The organism is Brevibacillus sp. AG162, from assembly GCF_006715575.1.
GTDB classification, from domain to species: domain Bacteria; phylum Bacillota; class Bacilli; order Brevibacillales; family Brevibacillaceae; genus Brevibacillus; species Brevibacillus brevis.
In genome coordinates this window covers 672,695-691,847 of record NZ_VFNO01000002.1, presented here as the reverse complement: position 1 = coordinate 691,847, position 19,153 = coordinate 672,695, and the positions used below count along the sequence as shown (strand labels likewise).

General features: G+C 46.3%; 17 protein-coding genes. 11 read left to right on the top strand and 6 right to left on the bottom strand.

Annotated elements, in window-relative coordinates; all coding sequences use genetic code 11:
- The first annotated feature begins 40 nt into the window (after positions 1-40).
- Complete coding sequence (locus FB479_RS08105) at positions 41-1,264, top strand: MFS transporter (protein WP_142064022.1); 1,224 nt, start codon at positions 41-43, stop codon at positions 1,262-1,264.
- 48 nt (positions 1,265-1,312) lie between these two features.
- On the opposite strand, the gene FB479_RS08100 is transcribed toward FB479_RS08105, so the two are convergent.
- Both FB479_RS08100 and FB479_RS08095 read right to left on the bottom strand, forming a co-directional pair.
- Complete coding sequence (locus FB479_RS08100; RefSeq protein ID WP_142064019.1) at positions 1,313-2,773, bottom strand: MFS transporter; 1,461 nt, start codon at positions 2,771-2,773, stop codon at positions 1,313-1,315.
- 172 nt (positions 2,774-2,945) lie between these two features.
- Entirely contained in the window at positions 2,946-3,923 is a 978-nt protein-coding gene (locus FB479_RS08095; protein ID WP_142064016.1) for an oxidoreductase, read from the bottom strand.
- A 148-nt stretch (positions 3,924-4,071) separates the two neighbouring features.
- Here FB479_RS08095 and FB479_RS08090 point away from each other — a divergent pair, with 148 nt between their 5' ends.
- The 7 genes from FB479_RS08090 (at position 4,072) to FB479_RS08060 (ending at position 11,075) form a co-directional block, all read left to right on the top strand.
- Positions 4,072-4,506, top strand: coding sequence for an Lrp/AsnC family transcriptional regulator (locus FB479_RS08090; protein WP_106654653.1), 435 nt, complete (start codon positions 4,072-4,074; stop codon positions 4,504-4,506).
- A gap of 28 nt (positions 4,507-4,534) precedes the next feature.
- The gene (locus FB479_RS08085; protein WP_106654654.1) at positions 4,535-4,975 is read left to right on the top strand and encodes an SRPBCC family protein; all 441 of its coding nucleotides are present in this window, start codon (positions 4,535-4,537) and stop codon (positions 4,973-4,975) included.
- Between the two features lie 302 nt (positions 4,976-5,277).
- Positions 5,278-7,299 carry an S-layer homology domain-containing protein gene (locus tag FB479_RS08080; protein WP_185746342.1) on the top strand — a complete coding sequence of 674 codons (2,022 nt, stop codon included), beginning with the start codon at positions 5,278-5,280 and terminating at the stop codon, positions 7,297-7,299.
- Positions 7,300-7,519: 220 nt separating this feature from the next.
- The gene (locus tag FB479_RS08075) at positions 7,520-8,635 is read left to right on the top strand and encodes a serine hydrolase domain-containing protein (protein ID WP_142064010.1); all 1,116 of its coding nucleotides are present in this window, start codon (positions 7,520-7,522) and stop codon (positions 8,633-8,635) included.
- 86 nt (positions 8,636-8,721) lie between these two features.
- Positions 8,722-9,654, top strand: coding sequence for an iron-hydroxamate ABC transporter substrate-binding protein (locus FB479_RS08070; protein WP_142064007.1), 933 nt, complete (start codon positions 8,722-8,724; stop codon positions 9,652-9,654).
- A 125-nt stretch (positions 9,655-9,779) separates the two neighbouring features.
- Positions 9,780-10,541 carry a DUF4253 domain-containing protein gene (locus FB479_RS08065; RefSeq protein WP_142064003.1) on the top strand — a complete coding sequence of 254 codons (762 nt, stop codon included), beginning with the start codon at positions 9,780-9,782 and terminating at the stop codon, positions 10,539-10,541.
- 87 nt (positions 10,542-10,628) lie between these two features.
- The gene (locus FB479_RS08060) at positions 10,629-11,075 is read left to right on the top strand and encodes an SRPBCC family protein (protein ID WP_106654658.1); all 447 of its coding nucleotides are present in this window, start codon (positions 10,629-10,631) and stop codon (positions 11,073-11,075) included.
- Positions 11,076-11,118: 43 nt separating this feature from the next.
- On the opposite strand, the gene FB479_RS08055 is transcribed toward FB479_RS08060, so the two are convergent.
- Together FB479_RS08055 and FB479_RS08050 are read right to left on the bottom strand one after the other, a co-directional pair.
- Positions 11,119-12,477, bottom strand: a complete 1,359-nt coding sequence (locus tag FB479_RS08055; protein WP_142064000.1) for a sensor histidine kinase — start codon at positions 12,475-12,477, stop codon at positions 11,119-11,121.
- Complete coding sequence (locus FB479_RS08050) at positions 12,467-13,168, bottom strand: response regulator transcription factor (RefSeq protein ID WP_106654660.1); 702 nt, start codon at positions 13,166-13,168, stop codon at positions 12,467-12,469. The genes FB479_RS08055 and FB479_RS08050 overlap by 11 nt, the downstream gene beginning before the upstream one ends.
- A gap of 145 nt (positions 13,169-13,313) precedes the next feature.
- Here FB479_RS08050 and FB479_RS08045 point away from each other — a divergent pair, with 145 nt between their 5' ends.
- The 3 genes from FB479_RS08045 to FB479_RS08030 all read left to right on the top strand — a co-directional run bounded on the left by FB479_RS08045 (position 13,314) and on the right by FB479_RS08030 (position 17,137).
- Positions 13,314-13,841: a hypothetical protein gene (locus tag FB479_RS08045; protein ID WP_142063997.1), complete on the top strand. Its 528-nt coding sequence runs from the start codon at positions 13,314-13,316 to the stop codon at positions 13,839-13,841.
- Positions 13,842-13,846: 5 nt separating this feature from the next.
- On the top strand, positions 13,847-15,940 hold the full coding sequence (locus FB479_RS08040; protein WP_142063994.1) for a multicopper oxidase family protein: 2,094 nt from the start codon (positions 13,847-13,849) through the stop codon (positions 15,938-15,940).
- A gap of 282 nt (positions 15,941-16,222) precedes the next feature.
- Positions 16,223-17,137, top strand: coding sequence for an NAD(P)-dependent alcohol dehydrogenase (locus tag FB479_RS08030; RefSeq protein ID WP_142063988.1), 915 nt, complete (start codon positions 16,223-16,225; stop codon positions 17,135-17,137).
- 81 nt (positions 17,138-17,218) lie between these two features.
- Here the strand turns inward: FB479_RS08030 and FB479_RS08025 are convergent, their stop codons facing one another.
- Both FB479_RS08025 and FB479_RS08020 read right to left on the bottom strand, forming a co-directional pair.
- The gene (locus tag FB479_RS08025; protein ID WP_142063985.1) at positions 17,219-18,064 is read right to left on the bottom strand and encodes a DegV family protein; all 846 of its coding nucleotides are present in this window, start codon (positions 18,062-18,064) and stop codon (positions 17,219-17,221) included.
- A 219-nt stretch (positions 18,065-18,283) separates the two neighbouring features.
- Positions 18,284-19,141 (bottom strand): amidohydrolase family protein, encoded by an 858-nt coding sequence (locus FB479_RS08020; protein ID WP_142063982.1) that lies wholly within the window; start codon positions 19,139-19,141, stop codon positions 18,284-18,286.
- Positions 19,142-19,153 lie beyond the last annotated feature (12 nt).

Genomic DNA, 19,153 nt, shown 5'->3' with positions numbered 1-19,153 from the left:
TAACTATAATGTGTGTACATATTTGAAAAAGAGGTGTGCGATGCCACAGCGAAACTACTCACTCATGACGGCAATCCTATGCTGGTCTGGAATCGTCGTCATGTCGAGCTTATACGTTACGATTCCCCTTATGACCATATTTGCCGATCTTTTCAGTATTACGTTGACACAGGCTGCAGCAGCAGGCAGCGCATTTTCGGTTGGGTTTGCCATTGGGTGCCTGATTTATGGACCGTTGTCCGAAAAGTATGGCCGCAAGAACGTTATTGTGATCGGGATGATTGTCCTGACTCTCATTTCTTTGTTGCTTGGTAGTGCAAATGATTTCGCATGGATCATTGTCCTCAGGAGCTTGCAAGGTGCTGCCGCTGCTACGTTCTCGCCTATTGCGCTCGCCTATGCTGTGGAAATGTTCCCTCCGGCAAAACGGGTAACGGCAATCGGATTTATCAGCACAGGATTTTTGGCGGCAGGAATCATTGGTCAAGTGATCAGTAGCGTAATGAGTCAACAATACAATTGGCACGCCGTATTCTATCTGCTTGCTGCTATCTATTTCGTGACGCTGCTCGTGGTGATGAGATGGCTGCCAAAAGAAGAGAGTCCCCTTGTAACCGTGAATATTTGGGAGCCGATTAAGCGAATTCCCTCCCTGTTCAAACAAAAAAATATCATCTTGAGTTACATAATCGCTCTTGTACTGCTTATGTCATTCGTTAATATGTATACGGTATTGGGCAGTTATTTGGCGGGACCTGATTTTGGGCTTAGCAACCAGGATATTCTACTTGTTCGAACGATTGGTGTAGTGGGCATGCTCATTTCTCCACTGGCGGGCGGACTGGCAAAACGGTTTGGCTTACGTACCATGCTACGCTGCGGGTTAGGTCTGGCAGTGGTCAGTATGGTTTCCCTCGGTATGATAGCTAATTTGTCTCTTTTGATCGGTACGAGTGTGCTTTTCGTTGCTGGAATTGCGTTATCCGTTCCTTCCCTGATCACGCTTATTGGACAGCTAGGGGGCAAATCGCGGGGAATTGCGGTTTCGGTGTATACGTTTATCCTGTTTTCGGGAACAAGTCTTGGGCCGATATTGTCCATCCGTTTGATGAATGTTGGCAGCTATGAACTTACTTTTGTACTGCTTGCAATCGTACTTGGCATTGGGCTGTTGGCTGCATGCCTGATTCGTAGTGATTCCGCGGTTGAAAGCATTAGCACTTCTGAACAACGGGAAGCAAAACCTCCTTCACCACTAGCTTAGTGGTTGAGGAGGTTTTGTTGTTCCAAACGACGGCTGCTATCGATTATTTTATTGATTCAGCAAGCGCTCTCGTTGCTTATGCATGGCAATGAAAGCGGCAAACACGAGCAGCAGGCTTCCTGTGAACAGAAAACCTTCCTCAATGGAGAAGGGCAGCCAACCTAAAAGGCCTGAGCCGACAACCACACCGAGAGAGAAGAAGGCGTATAAGTAACCGTGTGCTTTCCCCCGCAATTCTTGCGACGTCGATTGAATGAGCATCGTATTGACAGAGGGAAACAAGAGAGCAAAGCCTATCCCATATAGTCCTAACATGCAGTAGAGTGCCAATGTTGTGTTGGATTGACCAATAAGCAGCTGACTCACGCCCATGAAACCAATTCCGATGGACATCGTTTTGGAAGAGGCCACACGATCAAAAATCTGGTTGGTCGGAAGCACAAAAAGCAAGACGGCAATCATCCCAAAAGTGCTCATTAATGTACCGCTTAATTTCGAATCGTATCCAAGCGATTGCACATGCAAGGGCAAAAGGTAAGCGATCACACCTTGTGAAAACATGAGCAAAAAGGCACCGCCGTAAGCCTTGATTATCCCAGCATTGAAGATCAAGGCTGAGGTTGGAACGTCCTTCTTAAGCTTCTCTTTCTTGCAGGCCTGAGTGGATTGCAGAAAAATGACGGACAGGATGGCTAGGAAAAAACCCATAACAGCTACACATGTAAAGACAAAAGGCACGGAGGTTTTGCTTGCCATAATGCCGCTGAATGCAGGTCCGATAATCGCTGCGAGTCCCACAAAGGTACCGGTGAAAGCAACCTTTCGTCCTTGCTGCTCATGTGCCGTGTTATTCGCAGAGAAAGTAAAGGCAGCAGGAACGATCAACCCGGCAACAAATCCGTGAATGATTCGCACGATAATCAACAGAAACGGCTGGTCGACGATGTGATACAGCAGCAAGGCACAGCTTGATAAAATCAATCCGATAAACAGTGGTTTGGATGGACCAACCTTATCTGTCAGCATGCCAGAGATAATATTGCCAAAGGTATTGGATAACGAATACAGACCGATGACAAAGCCTATAACAAATGAGCTGGCACCTACGGAAGCAGCAAATGTACTCATGACCGGCAACTGCGAGAACAAATCAAAGAACGAGAAAAAAATGATGCCATATACGAGCAGGGCATTATTAAACGGCTTCAGAGGATACAAATCCTGTGCCGTTTTCAATCTGCGATCCAGAAAGAAGTTCCCAAACGGTACAAAAGCGGCGAGTAACGCAGCAAGAGACCAGAGTAGGCTCCATCTGACGCGAGTGGCCGCATAGAGTATCGCCAGAGCGTACAAGCAAAATATCCCGCCGTGAATACTTCCGATGATGGTTACGGCTTTGTCTAAGCCCCACACGTATTTCAAGGGCATCGCGATGCCCATCAATACTAATAAGGAAAGGCCATCGAATAGGCCTGTAAGACGTAAAAAGTAAATAGGATGTACCCGCACTTGTGACTCTCCTCATTTTTTATGAAGTGATGCCTCTATCCTAACATTTTTTTTGATGAAGAAAGTGAACAAATTCGGGTCATTCCTGTGTCGATATCATTGATTTTTATGGAAAAATGCCGGCTACTGCATGGTCTCCCTTTAGATGAATGCCATTCCAGCCTTTGCTCCGTTAGGCAAATAAAAGACGTTCTGCATAATCAGGGTCTTCCAAGAGTGGGCGACCAATCGCGACACTATCGACGAGTTGGTCTTCGAGAATTCGATTGGCGAGACTGCGGCTATAGATTTTTCCTACGGCAATGACCGGAATGCTGAAATGTTGTTTGATCGCAGCTGCGTGAGGCAACTGATAAGCCGGATAGACGTCACTAGGCTGGATTGGGAGCAGTCCCCCTGTTGAGACATCGATTGCATCCAATTCGGACTCAAGCGGCTTTAGCATTTGCACCCAGTCTTCTGGGGTTAGACCGCCTTGGACAAAATCTGTGGCAGAAACACGGATGATAACCGGATAATTCCGTCCCACTTCGGCTCGAATCGCCAGAAGTACGTCTTTCAGAAATCGTGCCCTGTTCTCAGGAGTACCACCATAGGCATCCGTTCGCGTATTGGACAAAGGCGATAAAAATTGATGAAGCAAAAAGCCGTGAGCCGCGTGAAGTTCAATGCCATCAAAGCCTGCTTCAACGCTTCGCTTTGCCGCCAAACGGTATTCTTCGACGATGCTTTTCATTTCGGCAAGAGTCAGCGACTTAGGCGTTCCGTAGGAATCATCGTACGCAATCGCACTTGGAGCGACCAATTGCTTTGTAACCTCAGGCGAAGCCTTCCTTCCGCCGTGCGACAACTGGATGAAGATTGGGGTGTGCTCTGAGTGAACAGCTTCTGTTATTTTGCGTAAAGGCTCTACATGTTGGTCGGTAAAAATGCCGATGTCGTTGTGAAACAGTCTGCCGTTGGCTGATACGGCGGTCGATTCCACAATCACTAGGGATACATGCTTGGCTCTTCGGCTGTAAAATTCGATATGATGGTCCGTGGCAAACCCTTCAGGAGTCCCCCTATACTGCTGCATGGGCGACATGATAAGACGGTTTTTTAAGCGCAAGCTGCCAATGTTTATGGGGGCGTTTACGGTAAATGTCATGTTCTCATTCTCCTCTTCTGTTTATGAGTGACATTTTATGGGAGATCGCATACAATTTACATAAGTTTTTGAAGGGGTTTCAAGTCGTATGCCTTAGAATTTTATTTGTTTTAGGTATTCCACTTTCGAAAAATGAGGTGCTGTGTGGATGGACCAAATCGATCATAAAATTTTGTCGGTGCTTCACGATCATGCCCGGATTCCCATTTCCGAGTTGAGCCGTATGATCGCGATGTCGCAGCCAGCTGTAACGGAAAGAGTGAGAAAGCTGGAGGAGCAAGGCGTCATAACTGCTTATCGGACGGAGCTTTCTCCCCAGAAGCTAGGCAAGCACACCACTGCATTTGTCCTGTTTAAAACGAGTGTGTGTAAGGATTTCATCGCATTTTGCGAACGAGCACCTGAGATTGTCGATCTCTACAGAATCAGCGGGGAGTACAATTATTTGATGAAGGTGCTGACTGAGACGACCGAGTCACTGGCTGCCTTTCTGGATACGTGCCATGCTTACGGATTTTCAACACCTTTAATTGTGCTCTCGAAGACATTCGAGAATAAAAGTTTGGTTCCAAGTACGGAGTAAAATCAAACTAGATTGGTGAGGTGTTCCGATGAAGGATCAAAAAACCGAATCAAGCAAAATCGTTGGACAAACGGCAGCGACAGGCTTCCAAGTAGGCGTTCGCAGGACGATGCCCATTACCCCGGAACAGGCATGGGCGTTTTTAACCTCGTCCGAAGGGATGAAATTATGGCTTGGACATGTATCGAACCTTACCTTTAGCGAGGGGGAGACGTTTACTTCCAGCGAAGGAATATCGGGTCAATTTCGTGTTGTAAAGCCGTTTCGGCAGTTTCGTTTAAAGTGGTCGATGAAGGAATGGGAAAAGCCGTCCACCTTGCAAATCCGGCTGCTATCCGATAAGCCTGACCGAACGACAATTAGTTTTCATCAAGAGAATTTGGATCACATGAACACAAGGGAGCAAATGAAGCTTCATTGGGAAGAAGTTCTGAATGAAATCAGGCAATATGTCTCCATGAACGATTGAACGAGTTCTCGTCGCCAATAGACTGCGCCTCCCGTTTCTACGTTTCACAAGGGGGTGCAGTTTTTTTTGTGATCGCACAATGAAAATACAAACATTTTTTCAATATATTGGTATAATCAAGAAAAAAATATAAGGGTGAGGTCATGAAGCGGTCTCTTTTCATAAAATCAGCAACAATGCTAGCAATCATGGGGTGTTATTTTTCCAGCGTACCAATGATGAATGAAAAAACAGGTATAGTTACAACTGCACTTGCAGCGGGACCGTCTTCTTATCTTACAGAGGAACAGGTTATCCCACTCATGAAAAAGATACTCATTGATACGACTGGTTACGCTGTGGAAGATATCTATCTCGATGAGACCATCGCTTTGGGTCAAAACGGAGCGGTTTGGACGAGCTATTGGGTCAAAGAAAAAGGCGGGAATGAAAGAATATACATAGATGTGGACGCAACAACAGGAAAATTGGTCCAGTTTACAAGATTTATGGATGATAATCCCAAAGAAACGGCTGTTGGTATCATTTCAGAGAAAGAGGCTTTGAAAAAGGCGGAAGCATTCATAAATGCAGTTGCCCCTGAAGTGCAAGGGCATATTTCCAAGGCAAATGAATATCAGGTTGACGATTCCCTTCCTCCACAGGTAATGAATCACGTTTTTCATTTTGTTCGCGTAGAAAATGAAATTCCATTTCTGGAGAACTATCTTCAGGTGATTGTCGATTCACAAGGTGAAATCGGTTCTTACAGCCGCAAATGGTACGATGGAGAGCTGCCATCTCCTGTTCCAGCCATATCAGCGGAGGAGGCAGGAAGACGGTGGGATGAGTCGTTGAAGCCAGCGCTTCATTATGTTTATACAGGGGAACAGATCGGAAAATATGGGTTGCCCCAGAAAAAAATGATCCTGGCTTATGCTTACGATGAGAAAGCTCCGGTTTTCATTGATGCGATGACGAATCAACCCATGACGTTTTTAGGAGAGAGTATCAGTCAGCAGTCCCCAATGATCCCGATAGGAACGTCAACCAGGACGATGGGCAAGGAACATAAAAAGCTGACGGATTATGAAAAGAGCGAGAAGGCCGACGAGATTGCACGCACGATGTTCCAAGCCGAGCGTGATCATCAAACGAGTGGGAGCATTGCTGCGGTATCATGGGATGGATTTGGGGAGGGGAGTTCCAGTCGTGCAACGGCTTTCCATTATGTTCGTCCCGCCCAAGGAAAAGAAAAGGCAATGAGGTTCCATTTAGGAATGGATGATTATGGGGAAGTTACGAGTTTTTCAGTGGAGGAAGAACATTCAGAAACAGAGAATCGAATCTATCCCAATCCGATTCCTTACGAAAAAGCACAAGCGATTGCGGCCGATTTTATAAAGAAGTTCTATCCCGATCGACAAGGAGAGCTGTATGCGATCCATCTGCCTCCTACAGAAGAAAGCAAGAAATGGCTGTTTCAGCGAAATGGCGGTTACTACATTACTTTTGGCTGGTTGAAGCAAGGAATACCTGTCCAAAACCTCGAAACGGGGGTAACCGTAGACCCTGTCAATGGAGAGGTAAAGGGGATGTACACCTTTCCAGCCTATCAATCACTCGAGATGATCCAGGGACAAAAAGCTGGAATCGATGAACAAAAAGCAAAGCAGGTAGAAAAGGGAAACAAGAAGCTTCGACTCACCTATTTCATGCCATATCCAGAATGGCGAAACGGAACCTATCTGGTCAGTCGTGAGCCAAAGCTGGTTTACAGAATGGTAGGAGACGATGGTGTGGTTGATGCGGATTCTGGAAAATGGGTGAGCTATACGGCTTACAAGCAGTCAAAAATTCCAGAGGATATTGCTGCTCACCCTCACTATTTGGAGCTTTTGTACGCTGTGAAAGACGGTTATTTCCCTGTCATAAACAGCCAGCTAGATCCTGATCAGCCTGTCACCCGTGGAGAGTTTCTACGCATTCTGCTCAAAGCCCAGCAGTCGTACGACTTCTTTCCAGACGAATATGAAGTGGCGGGAGAGAAGCAATTTTTTACCGATATCGATAAAGCTCATCCACTCTATGAAACCGTGCAAGATGCTATAGAAAGAGGCTTGATACAAGCAACAACCAGCAATAAGCAATTCGGTCCAGATCGCAATCTCACAAACGTGGAAGCAAACGAGATGATTTCCAGGTTGCTAAAAGGGAGTGGAGATAAGAAAGGAGCTCTGTCAGTATTCTCTACCGGGCAGCCTACTAAGATTATGACAAAGGCAGATGTAGCTCGATTATTGATGGAACTGAAATCCTATGCGGATAGCACAAAACAAGAGTAAGGAAAGAGCCTATTGAAAGAACTCTACAAATGTATAAGCCTGACAGAAGTGGCAGTTGAAAGCTCGGTATTGTTTACTCGATACCGAGCTTTTTCATTACCGTTTTTCCGCACGCCTGCTTCTAAAAGCTTCCTCTGTTCATAATGGGCAAGAGATTGCACATAGCTTATCAGTAGCGGGCGCATAAGTCCTTGCAGGTGAATGAAGTGGGGGGAGACGAATGAGCATTGAAATGATAAGGAGCGGAATAGAGAGCAACCTGAAGGCAAAAGTAGCTTCTGATCCACAACTGCACAATGTCTATCTGTTAATCCATTCCGATAAGCTGGATATCCACTGGCCAATAGCGGCTGGCAGTACAGATGGAGCGACAGCCAACCCGAATCAACCCTATCACACGGCTAGTGTGGGCAAGGCTTTTACAGCTGTTATCGTATCGATCCTAGCAGAAAAAGGGCTCGTTACGTTTGACGACCCCATTGCCAACTATTTACCGACAGAGATTCGAAAAGATCTCCACATCTGGAAAGGAAAAGATTACGCAAACGAAATTCAGATCAAGCATCTACTCAACAATACTTCTGGATTACCAGATTTCTTTGAAGAAAAGCCGAAGCGGGGGAAAGGATTCCTAGAAGAGATTCTGGAGGATTCCTCACGATATTGGACGCCGCAAGAAACCATACAATGGTCGAAAAAGCACTTACAGCCGCGCTTTGAGCCTGGGAAACGCGTTCATTATACAGACACAGGGTACAATCTGTTAGGGCTCGTGATTGAAAAGGTGACTGCCAAGCCCTACCACGAAGTTCTCCATGACTACATCTTTAAGCCCCTACAAATGAATCACTCTTATTTATCTCAGTATTCCAAGCCCGTCATCAAAAGCGAGCATCCGGTGGCCCATCTCTATTTGGATGGGATAAAAATAAACGTAGAAAACTACCGCAGCTTCAGCAGTTTTTACGCGGGAGGGCAAACCGTAAGTACAATGGAAGATCAGCTGCTTTTCATGAAAGCACTCGTCCACAATCAGATGATCAAAAAAGAAACGCTCGAGATCATGCGGCAGTGGAACAACATGCAGATCGGCATGGATTATGGCTATGGACTCATGCGGATGCGTTTTCTTCCGTTTACGCAAAAGTATACGGGGTGGGGACACTTAGGGGCGAGTGGCAGCTACATGCTTTATTTTCCCAACTTGGAGGTATATCTGATCGGGAGCTTCAATCAGACTACGTATCAAGCAAAAGGGATGAACTATCTCTTTTTTCATGTGCTGCGCAAAATAGCGAAGGCAAAACCTCGTGAAGTTTCCAATATTGACAAGTAGAAGAGAAATTACTTATAGTAGGTGAGTAATTGGGATTGATAATCACTATCATAAAATTAGTATCAGGAGTAAGGAGATCGCTTACCATGAAAAAAGCATTCATCTCTGTCATTCTCATGTTCATGCTCTTGCTTGGCGCTTGTGGGACGCAACAGGCTCAACCTGCACAGCCCGAGACACCAGCGGCAGGCAACGAAACGAGAGAGGGAACCGTAATTTACCAATCTGAAAAAGGACCTGTCGAGGTTCCGGCACAACCGAAACGAATCATTGGTCTTACAAATGCCCCGAACATTGTATCGATGGAGGGTACACTTGTCGGGGTAGATCAATGGACGAAGCAAAATCCGCTTTTTACAGAAAAATTAAAAGACGTGGAAGTCGTATCGGATGCAGATTTGGAAAAAATTCTTGCCCTGAAACCTGATCTGATTGTTGCGGGATCGGAAATGAAAAATCTTGATCAGCTTAGCAAAATTGCGCCGACTGTCGTGTTTACGTGGGGCAAACTGGATTACTTATCGCAGCAGTTGGAGATCGGCAAGTTGTTGAACAAGGAAAAGGAAGCCCAGACGTGGATTGATGATTTCAAGAACCGTGCAAAAACAGCCGGTGAACAAATTAAAGCGAAAATCGGTGAAAACGCAACAGTATCTGTCATCGAGTATGACACGAAAGATTTTTATGTTTTCGGAAATAACTGGGCGCGTGGTACGGAAATCCTCTATCAAGCGATGGGCTTAACCATGCCGGAGAAAGTAAAAAAGGACGTTCTCGGTCCTGGTTACTATAAGTTGTCGACGGAAGCAATTCCGGAATACGCTGGTGATTATCTCGTCCTCAGCAGAAGAAATGGTAGTACCAATGATTTCTTGCAATCTGCGACATGGAAAAACATTCCGGCTGTCAAACAAGATCGTATCATTGAGATTGACAAAGAAGCTTCCACTTACAGTGATCCGACCACACTCGAATATCTACTGAAAATCTTTACGGAACAGTTTCTTGCCAAATCTTAAATGCTTGGGAATCCAAGCATTTTTCTTTTTGCTTTTTGTTCATTTTCACTGTATCTGGAAATTGAAGTAAACTAGATGAGTAATCCTATGCTTTGAACAAAACAACAGAAAAAAGAGGTGTGACGATGGTAGAAGAGTTGTCGAATTACCTAAAGGAATGTGACATAGAAGTGGTTGCTGCGGAAGACTTCTCGGCACCTGCTACAAAGGTAGATAAGCACAGCATCTTGGTCCTGCCTAGCTATAATATACTAGAGATGATAGAAGAAGCGGTGGACGAAGAGGGATCACTCTCTGGCTATGTACAAAACCAGCTAGAGGAAGTTCACCGCTTATCTGTGGAGGATGCCTTTCGGCGAATTGTGGAATCTCGCCTTTTGTATACAGACATTGCATCCGAGTTGAAAAGTTTGGAAGGAAAGAACTTTGAAGGCATCTATAAGGCATATTCCCTTATATGGGAAGGAGATGAGCTACTCAATGAACAACTCAGTGAAACAGAGACGAACTCCTTTCAAATAAGTGAAAAATGGGTGCAGGATCGATTACAGGATGATTCCTTGATTGTCATGGAATTGCCGCTCGCATCTGGTTATGAAGCACCGTTGTGGGTCCCAATGGGCGGCTACAATGAATGCCCATTACCCGTTTACCAGGCCGTTATCGTAAAGCACTGGCAGGAGGCGTATGGGATCAAGATTCTCGCTGTTACAGAGGATACTTGGATTTTTCAAGCCGGTTCAAGACCGCAGACCTACCAAGAGGCCCTAAAGCTGGCACAAGAGCATTTCATCTTTTGTCAGTATGTCTTGGATGAGTTTCCTTCATTAGGGCATTACGCTGATTACCTAATGAAACAGGATGTATGGTATTTTTGGTGGGATTAACTCGCCATATTCCTGAAATATCTCCCGTGTTCCGACAATAAACATAACAAGATATCAAAGAACACTGGGGGAAGGAATGAGCAAATCATGCCTCAAGGAATACATGATGTGGAGCTGAACCTGCCCATCGGGGCGGTATGGCAGTTTGTGAGTATAGTGGAGAATTGGGTTCCACTGGTACCTGGCTACATCAGCCACGAGGTACTCAATGAACGTCGTGTCGCTTGGACGTTTACAGGCGATATCGGCATCATGAAGAAAACGATCAGCCTGCAAGTGGATATTACCGAATGGACGCCTCCGACCGAGGTGAGGTTTACCTTGACGGGGATCAGTGGGAATTTCACCGGGCATGGCTACTTCAAAGCAAAAGCATTGGGGGAGGCGCGGACAAAAATGACAGGTTGTCTCGATATCACCGCCCATGGTGTGAAGGGCCCCATGATCAATTCCATTCTGAAATCCAATCTTCCCAAGACGACGAGAGAATTGGTGGAAGCTATTGCCAAACGCCTCCATTCCGTTACCAGGTAAAAAACACGCCTTCAAGGCGTGTTTTTTGCTTGTCGAAACAGGTTCACTTACTGACAACAGGAAGTGATGGCAAAAACACTGAAAACGCAGTACCTTTCCCCACCGTGCTTTGTACTTCAATCCACCCCTGATGCACGAAGATGTTTTGTTGTGCGATCGCGAGCCCAAGGCCGGTTCCGCCACTTGGACGAGCCCTGGAATGGTCAGCTCTGTAAAAGCGGTTAAAGATAAGGGGCAGGTCCTCTTCGGGTATGCCCGTTCCGTTATCTTCTATCACGATTCGGACATACTCATTCTGGCGGTCTTGCCTGTACACCCGGTCAACATGCAGCTTTACATAGCCCTCTTGGTTGGTGTAATGGAGGGCATTGATCAAGAGATTGTAAAGAGCCTGAAGAATACGTTGCTTCTCTACGGACACCTCAATGACTTCCTCTGAGATATGGGTGGTGAGACGGATGTGCTTATCTTCCGCCAAGAATTGGGTCTTCTCCACCAATTGATTCAAAATCATGACGATATTCTCGGTTTTTGGATACAGCTTCGTGCCTCCAGCCTCCAGCTTGGATAGATCCAAGACCTCATTCACCATGCGTGTTAACCGTAACACTTCATCGAGAAGCGACGATTGCTTTTCTATGGAAAGAGCAATCCCCGTATCTTGGGCGAGCTCCAACTCCCCCTGAATAATCATGAGCGGCGTTTTCAATTCATGGGTGACATCCGATAGCAACTGTTTTCGGGATCGTTCCAGGGTTGTAAGGCTATCGTTCATCTCCTGTAAAGCTCTCGAAATCGCCCCGAATTCATCCTTTCTATGGATGGGAAAGGAAACCTCTTGTTTCCCGCCTTTGATCAAATCGATTCCTTTGATAATCTCACGTATTGGCCTGGTCAGCCTCCACGACAAAATGAAAATGGTGACCAAAGCGGCAAGGCAAGTGAAGAGGATCGATACTCGAGCGATGGCAGGTAGAATGCTGTACCACATCGCTTTGAATTCGTATGTTTTATATTGGGCGTCATTCATGACATATAGCCGACCGATTTTTTGCTCGTTGTGGCCGTATAGAGTTAATTTATAGCCTTGGTCGCGGAGGTCACGAAGATGCAAGCTCCCTTGCTGATAAAGCATCTTATCTTCTATCACTAATCCAATTTCGACAAAATCACGGCTATGCTCGAATGCTCCGGCCTGAACCCCAATCCCATCCCAGGATTCACCGTGATTCACATAGTATTGCTCGAACTCATCTCGCAACGAATCAAAAAGTGCTTTTTCCTCCAAATAAACAAGATCGCGATCAATGTAAAACTGAATGTGTGTGATAGCGAGTAGGCTGAGCATGATGAAGACAATTAAAATGCTCATCGACAGCATCAGCTTCGTTCTAATTTTCATGGTTTGCTCCGAACCGGTATCCAAACCCGTAAACCGTTTGGATGTACACGTTATGGTCGGCATCGTCCTCTATTTTCTTGCGCAGCTTGCTTATATGAGAATCAACCGTTCGTTCGTCGATGACGAATTCTTCCTCGAAGGCATGCTGAAGCAATTGCATTCGACTGTATACCCGACCAGGCTTTGATGCCAGCAGATGAAGGAGTTTGAATTCGGTTGGGGTTAACCGCAGTTCTTGATTGCCTTTAAATACTTGCAAGCTTTCCTCGTGAATGGTTAGTTCGCCTCTTCGGAGGACGGAAGGCCGTTCGTGATTGTTTCCACCCTTGTTCATTCTTCGTAACAAAGAGCGGATTCGAGCGGATAGTTCCCGCAAGCTGAAAGGCTTCGTTAAGTAATCATCCGCTCCCATTTCCAAGCCGACGATCTTATCTGTTTCCTCCGTTTTGGCTGTGACCATGATAATTCCCGGCTCACCGAGCTGTCTGAAGTGGCGGCATACATCCAGACCATTCATATGGGGGAGCATCCAATCCAGGATGACGATATCCGGCTTGATTTGGGTGAAAAGCTGTACAGCAGTTTTCCCGTCCTGTGCGGTAAAGATATCGTAACCTTCCGATTGAAGGAAGGTTTCCATCAGCGACAAGATCTTCTCCTCATCTTCCACGATCAAAACCTTGATCCCCATTCTCAATCCCCTATCTTTTTCAATTTTTCCCTATTATACAACAGGTAAGGAGCGTACATAGAGCGATCATAACCTCTCCAGATCATCACCATAAGTTCGCAGCATTTTGCTGGTAGCATCAACAGCAAAAGGGGAGGATGGGAAAATGAAATACAAATTCTCGATCAAACAAAAGCAATGGCTCATTACGATTCATGTTCTGTCGGTTGTATGTTGGCTAGGCGGGGCCATTTGCATGTTTGTACTCGGCTCTTACATGTTGAAGTCTGGCAATGGAGAGCAGCTATATTACACACTGGACAATATGCATTTGATCGATGTGGTCTTGATTCGGTACACGGCGTTGGTCGCTTTGGTATCCGGTATTGCCTTATCCGTATGGACACAATGGGGGCTCTTCAAACATTACTGGATCGTCATCAAGCTCATTTTGACCGTTTTCTTGATTTTGTTTGGGATCAAGTTCATGGGCAACTGGTTATCCGAGCTCATTCAAGGGGCGGATCAAATGAGAATCGTCGCTCTCAAAAATACAGGGTTTCTCATGACGAGCTATTCCTTGCTCGGGGGTGCAATTGCAAATATCGCGGCACTTGTCTTTATGACCGCCATCTCCTATCTCAAACCGTTCGGTAAAATCAAAAAACGAGGGGAAAGGAATGAAAAGCAATAGATGCTATGTTTGAAACGATTGCAAGTATCATCGTAACTCTCGTGATGACGGTGCTATGGGGATGGGCTAGCTTGACCGTGACGATGCTCCCCACTTCGAAAAACAATCAAAGACTGAAAAGCAGGAAAACCTTGCTCGTATGGGTGAGCTGTATTGCCTTTGTAGTCGATCTGATCTGGTGCCTCTTGGTCATGAGTCAGTTTGTACGGTATGGCTGGCTTTTCGTCGAAGGCATCATCAAAGTGATCGTCCCAGTCATGCTGATCGGTCATCTCCCTGTCGCCATGTACGCTCTGCCTAAACTGCGAAGCATCCCGCCAACACAGCAAGAGAGCATATCCGTAGACACGCTCGCCAAGGTCTCGCATCCTGCCATAGTCATCCCGTTCTATGCAGCAGCAATAACATCTGTCATGAATGTCTCCAGTCACATCTTCGCCCAACCGGTTATGCCCAGCATGTATGAACTCGTCCAACTCCCTCTCCTGCTCTTGTTGATTTTGTTCGTTCCGTTCCTTTTCCTAAAAAGAAAATATAGGGCTGTTCGTCGAGTTGAATTCGCCCAGCAAAAAAGAGGAAGGGAGCTGCTTCGATTTGGGCTGATGAGTGTCGCAACCACCAGTGTTGTCAGTACGGTCATGGTCGTACATGTCCTCGCAGGAATCCAGTCGTCCAAATTACCGGAAGCCTCCGATATGATGAACCATCATTGGATAGACGAAGGCGGCGGAGTCCCTACCATGCTCTCCGATCACCAAAACCATGGGAACCATTCCGATATGGTAGAGGTGGCAGCACTCACAGGAGACCTTTCTGCTCCGGCAGATAGCAAGTTTGAACTGGTTGCACAGCAGAAAGAGGTAACCCTTGCTTCCGGGGCCAAAATCGATGCCTGGACCTACAATGGAGAAATCGCTCCTGAACTGCGAGTGAGGCAAGGAGATATTGTGGAAGTCAAATTGATGAATAAGGATATCGACAAAGGAGTCACGATTCATTGGCATGGCTACAATGTCCCAAATGCAATGGACGGTGTACCGGGCATGACCCAAAATGTCGTCAAACCCGGGCAAAGCTTCACGTATAAATTCCAGGCCAAACAAGCAGGTACGTATTGGTTCCACTCTCACCAGCTAGCTGCAGAGCAAGTAGAAAAAGGCCTTTTTGGCTCACTCATTGTAGACTCTCATAATAAAACAGAGATTGATGAGGAAGAGTTTACGGTCATGAATCATAGATGGGAGACAGACCAAGGCAAAAAGACAGCTTTTGGGTACGAGGATCAAGCACAGTGGAAGCAAATTCAATCAGGTAAAATAGTAAGGCTGAGAATCATCAATACGCATAATCAATCGCAAAAATACCTGCTGCAAGGAACTGACTATCAAATCACGAGCATTGACGGTGTACCGATTCAAGACCCGGATCGATTATCGGACCGAACGGCATTCCGTTTGGGATCAGGTGGAAGATACGATGTCACCTTTACGATGCCGGACAGACCTGTTTTGTTTAAAATTGGCGACTATCAGGATGATAAAAAGCCAAGTATGATTTTTTATCCGGATGCTCCGCCTGCGAACCCGAGCTTTCAAGCAGAATCAGACATGTTCGATCCGTCACAATACGGGAAGCCAGCACAAAATGAGGTGACCTCCGCAACTGAATTTGATCGTGAATTCAAGATGATACTTGGCAACAGGATGGGGTTTTACAACGGCCAATTTCATTTTCTTTGGACGATAAATGGAGAGGTCTACCCTCATACCCCAACGTTCGTGGTCAAACAAGGGGAAAGGGTGAAAACCACCTTTGTGAATAAAAGTCTGGCCGAGCACCCCATGCATCTCCATGGGCACCATATGACGGTGTTGAGGAAAAATGGCGAGCAAGTTATGACGCCATGGCTGACTGATACAGTAAACGTGCTGCCAGGAGAAACCTACGAGGTCGCTTTTGTCGCAGACAATCCAGGCATGTGGATGGACCACTGCCATAACTTGGACCATGCTGCTACAGGAATGGTTTTGCATTTGATGTACGACCACGTACGTCCTTCGTATGCAGTAGGGACGAAATCTGGAAATTTGCCAGATTGACAATTCAATAAAAAACAACAAAACCACGTATGATGATACGCGGGAGTCCGCCGACTCTTTATTGACGCTGTAAGATTGCGATTATTATAATTCCTGTATGATGATGCCAATGATAACCAGAAAACTATTCATGCAGCTCATCGAAAAAGCCCAGCAGTTGTTCCTAGCACTCAGTACGGTGAAAGGGCATAACCGGAATATCTTTGACAAGTTGCAGGTACATGTATGCCAATACCGTGCTCCCGTTATACTCATGCCAAAGTGCAGAATAGGAGGATGTCAATGAGAGCCGTGGTATGCACGAAATACGGATCGCCAGACGTTTTGGAGCTAAGAGAAGTAGAGAAGCCTATGCCTAACGATAATGAAATCCTGATAAAAGTTCATGCAACCACTGTTACTTCTGGAGACTGTAGAATACGCGCCTTCAAAAGCCCCTTCTTGTTCTGGATTCCCATGCGCCTCGTGCTTGGTCTCACAAAACCGAGAAATCCGATTCTCGGTGTAGAGCTATCTGGGGAAGTCGAAGCGATCGGAAAGCATGTAAAGCGATTTAAAAAAGGGGACCAAGTCTATGCATTAAGTGGAATGCGATGCGGTGCGCATGCGGAATATATCTGTCTGCGTGAAAATGCAATCGTGGGGTTAAAACCGACCAATGTTACACACGAAGAAGCCGCCGCGATTCCTTTTGGGGGAACGACCGCCTTGCATTTTTTTCGAAAAGGAAAGCTGCAAAAGGGACAGAAAGTGCTGATCTACGGAGCTTCTGGATCGGTAGGGACCTCAGCGGTACAGCTTGCCAAGTATTTTGGGGCTGAGGTGACAGCGGTATGTAGCTCTGCCAATGTTGATTTGGTGAAATCGTTGGGAGCCGATAACGTCATCGATTACACGAGAGAAGATTTTATGAAAAAAGAAGAGCGGTATGACATTGTATTTGATGCGGTTGGGAAAGCAACAAAGTCCCATTGCGTAAAAGCACTGGCGCCGAACGGGATATTCCTGACAGTCGATGGGCAAGGGATTGCAAAGGTGCGGACGGAGGATTTGGATTTTCTTAAAGAGTTGGTGGAGGCGGGGCAGATAAAAGCGGTTATTGATAGACGTTATTCGTTGGAACAAGTTCCGGAGGCTCATAAGTATGTGGAGACAGAGCGGAAGAAGGGGAATGTTGTGATCAAGGTTGGAACATGATGAAATTGTGCCAAAATGAAAGACAAAGGGGGCAGCTCTTTGCCGAAAAAAATCGGCATGTGAGACTGCCCCATTTAACTCTTACTCATTCCGCCAAGCCAACGCCAGCGTCCCCATCCCGGCATGCGCCCCAATCGTGGAACTGATCGGTCCAACCAACACCTCGACATCGGAGTACTTGCTCTGAATTTTCTCTTTCAGCTCCAGCGCTTTGTCCAAGACGTTGCCATGCAAAATCTGTACGTGCTTCACGGAGTAATTCTGCTTGGCTTTCTCTAGCTGTTCCAGCATGCGCTTGACCGCTTTCCCTTCGGTACGAACCTTTTCATAAACTTCAAACAACCCATCTTTAATTTGGAAAATCGGCTTGATCTGAAGCAGATTGCCGATGAAATATTGCAAACCGGTCATTCGGCCGCCCTTGTAAAACTGGTCGAGACTGCCGACTAGGATGTAGTTCTCGAAAGATTTGTATTCTTCGCGCAAGGAAGCCGCGATCTCTTGATAGCCTTTTCCTTCTCTGGCTTGCTCGATTCCGTTTAGGATAATCGAGGTAATCGGGTACGACATCAGCTTGGAATCTACCGACTCGACAGGGAAGTCTACCAGTTTGGCTGCTGTTGCACTTGTATTGTAGGTCCCACTCAGATCAGAGGAGAGGTGGACAGCAATCGCGCATTCATACTCTTCCTTTAATCGTTCGTAGAGCGTTACAAATTTTCCGATAGAAGGCTGTGACGTTTTGGGAGCATAATTGGCCTGCACAATTTTTTGATACAGCTGTTCAGGCGCTAAATCAATGCCGTCTTCATAAGTGCCATCTTCAAAGATAATCTCCAGTGGAACGACGTAGATGTCATGCTCTTCCATGACGTGATCAGGTATGAGTGCGGTACTGTCTGTAACCCAGGCAATTTTTTTCTTCAAGGAAACATGTCCTCCCCCAATTTAGTAGAAACCTTGCTATCTCTTTACTAGCGAAAGCTGTGGGTCATGGTTGTCCGATGCTGACGATGTATAAGCAAACTCGCATATACTATCATAATACGGAAACTGTCGTTTTTTGTCGTAAATAGAAGAAGTTTTATTGAACAAATGAAAAATCCCATGTTTCTTCGAGAGGAAGAGACATGGGATTCGTATCGTCTACTCAACCAACGGCTTGATTTTGGGAAACACCTTCAATGCTGTCTTGTAAAACACATCCTCGTGATGCTCCGCTGGGATTAGCTCCTGTACAAACTGGATATATGGCTTCACTGGTGCCAACGGCCAGTCTGTTCCGAACAAAAACTTGTCGTAATGATCACAATAGGTGATCGCGTGGCGCAGATGGGAGAAGAAGAGAGGGGAGTCTGCGAGTCGCTTGCAATTGGCTGCGTCACCGACCATTAAGCCGGAGAGGTCTGCAAACATGTTGCGGTTTTTATAAACGACTTCTGCCCCATCGAGTACCCACGGATCGCCAAAATGGGCCATCATGAAATGGACGTCTCGATGCTTCACCGCCACCTCGTCCAGTGTGAGAGGATGGGAGTATTTTAAGAGCCCACGCTCCGAGTACGTATCGCCGGTGTGAAAGACGACAGGCACCTGGTATTTGGCTGCGAGCGCATAGACGGGATCGTAGACGCTATCGTAGGCGTAGAAGGGATAGTAGCCCAAATAGATTTTCAACCCGACCACGTTGGGCTTTTGCAGGTCAGCTTCCAAGCGTGCCACTGCCGCTTCATCCAGCTTGAACGGGTTGATTCCCAGACAATAGACGAACTGTGGCGGCAACTCGTCTGTCAGGTCTAGTCCCATGGGAGTGACAGCTTCCACATCGGGAAAGCCGTCTGGCTCAGTCTCTGTCAAGCCCATGCCTATCCCAAGGACCACGCCATTCTCGGCATATTCTTGCAAGAGACCAGCGACGGAGTAATCGACAAACGACTTTTCTGCCGCTGTCCGCTTGAATTCCTCGATATGGGACAAATGCATGTGCGCATCAATGATTTTCATTGTGAAGCCCTC

Bases quoted from the DNA above. Each gene is read 5' to 3' on its own strand.
- FB479_RS08050 (WP_106654660.1), bottom strand. From the start codon at position 13,168: ATGGGGATCAAGGTTTTGATCGTGGAAGATGAGGAGAAGATCTTGTCG.
- FB479_RS08085 (WP_106654654.1), top strand. From the start codon at position 4,535: ATGAAGGATCAAAAAACCGAATCAAGCAAAATCGTTGGACAAACGGCA.
- FB479_RS08065 (WP_142064003.1), top strand. From the start codon at position 9,780: ATGGTAGAAGAGTTGTCGAATTACCTAAAGGAATGTGACATAGAAGTG.
- FB479_RS08060 (WP_106654658.1), top strand. From the start codon at position 10,629: ATGCCTCAAGGAATACATGATGTGGAGCTGAACCTGCCCATCGGGGCG.
- FB479_RS08040 (WP_142063994.1), top strand. From the start codon at position 13,847: ATGTTTGAAACGATTGCAAGTATCATCGTAACTCTCGTGATGACGGTG.
- FB479_RS08055 (WP_142064000.1), bottom strand. From the start codon at position 12,477: ATGAAAATTAGAACGAAGCTGATGCTGTCGATGAGCATTTTAATTGTC.
- FB479_RS08090 (WP_106654653.1), top strand. From the start codon at position 4,072: ATGGACCAAATCGATCATAAAATTTTGTCGGTGCTTCACGATCATGCC.
- FB479_RS08030 (WP_142063988.1), top strand. From the start codon at position 16,223: ATGAGAGCCGTGGTATGCACGAAATACGGATCGCCAGACGTTTTGGAG.
- FB479_RS08075 (WP_142064010.1), top strand. From the start codon at position 7,520: ATGAGCATTGAAATGATAAGGAGCGGAATAGAGAGCAACCTGAAGGCA.
- FB479_RS08020 (WP_142063982.1), bottom strand. From the start codon at position 19,141: ATGAAAATCATTGATGCGCACATGCATTTGTCCCATATCGAGGAATTC.
- FB479_RS08105 (WP_142064022.1), top strand. From the start codon at position 41: ATGCCACAGCGAAACTACTCACTCATGACGGCAATCCTATGCTGGTCT.
- FB479_RS08080 (WP_185746342.1), top strand. From the start codon at position 5,278: ATGAAAAAGATACTCATTGATACGACTGGTTACGCTGTGGAAGATATC.
- FB479_RS08045 (WP_142063997.1), top strand. From the start codon at position 13,314: ATGAAATACAAATTCTCGATCAAACAAAAGCAATGGCTCATTACGATT.
- FB479_RS08095 (WP_142064016.1), bottom strand. From the start codon at position 3,923: ATGACATTTACCGTAAACGCCCCCATAAACATTGGCAGCTTGCGCTTA.
- FB479_RS08070 (WP_142064007.1), top strand. From the start codon at position 8,722: ATGAAAAAAGCATTCATCTCTGTCATTCTCATGTTCATGCTCTTGCTT.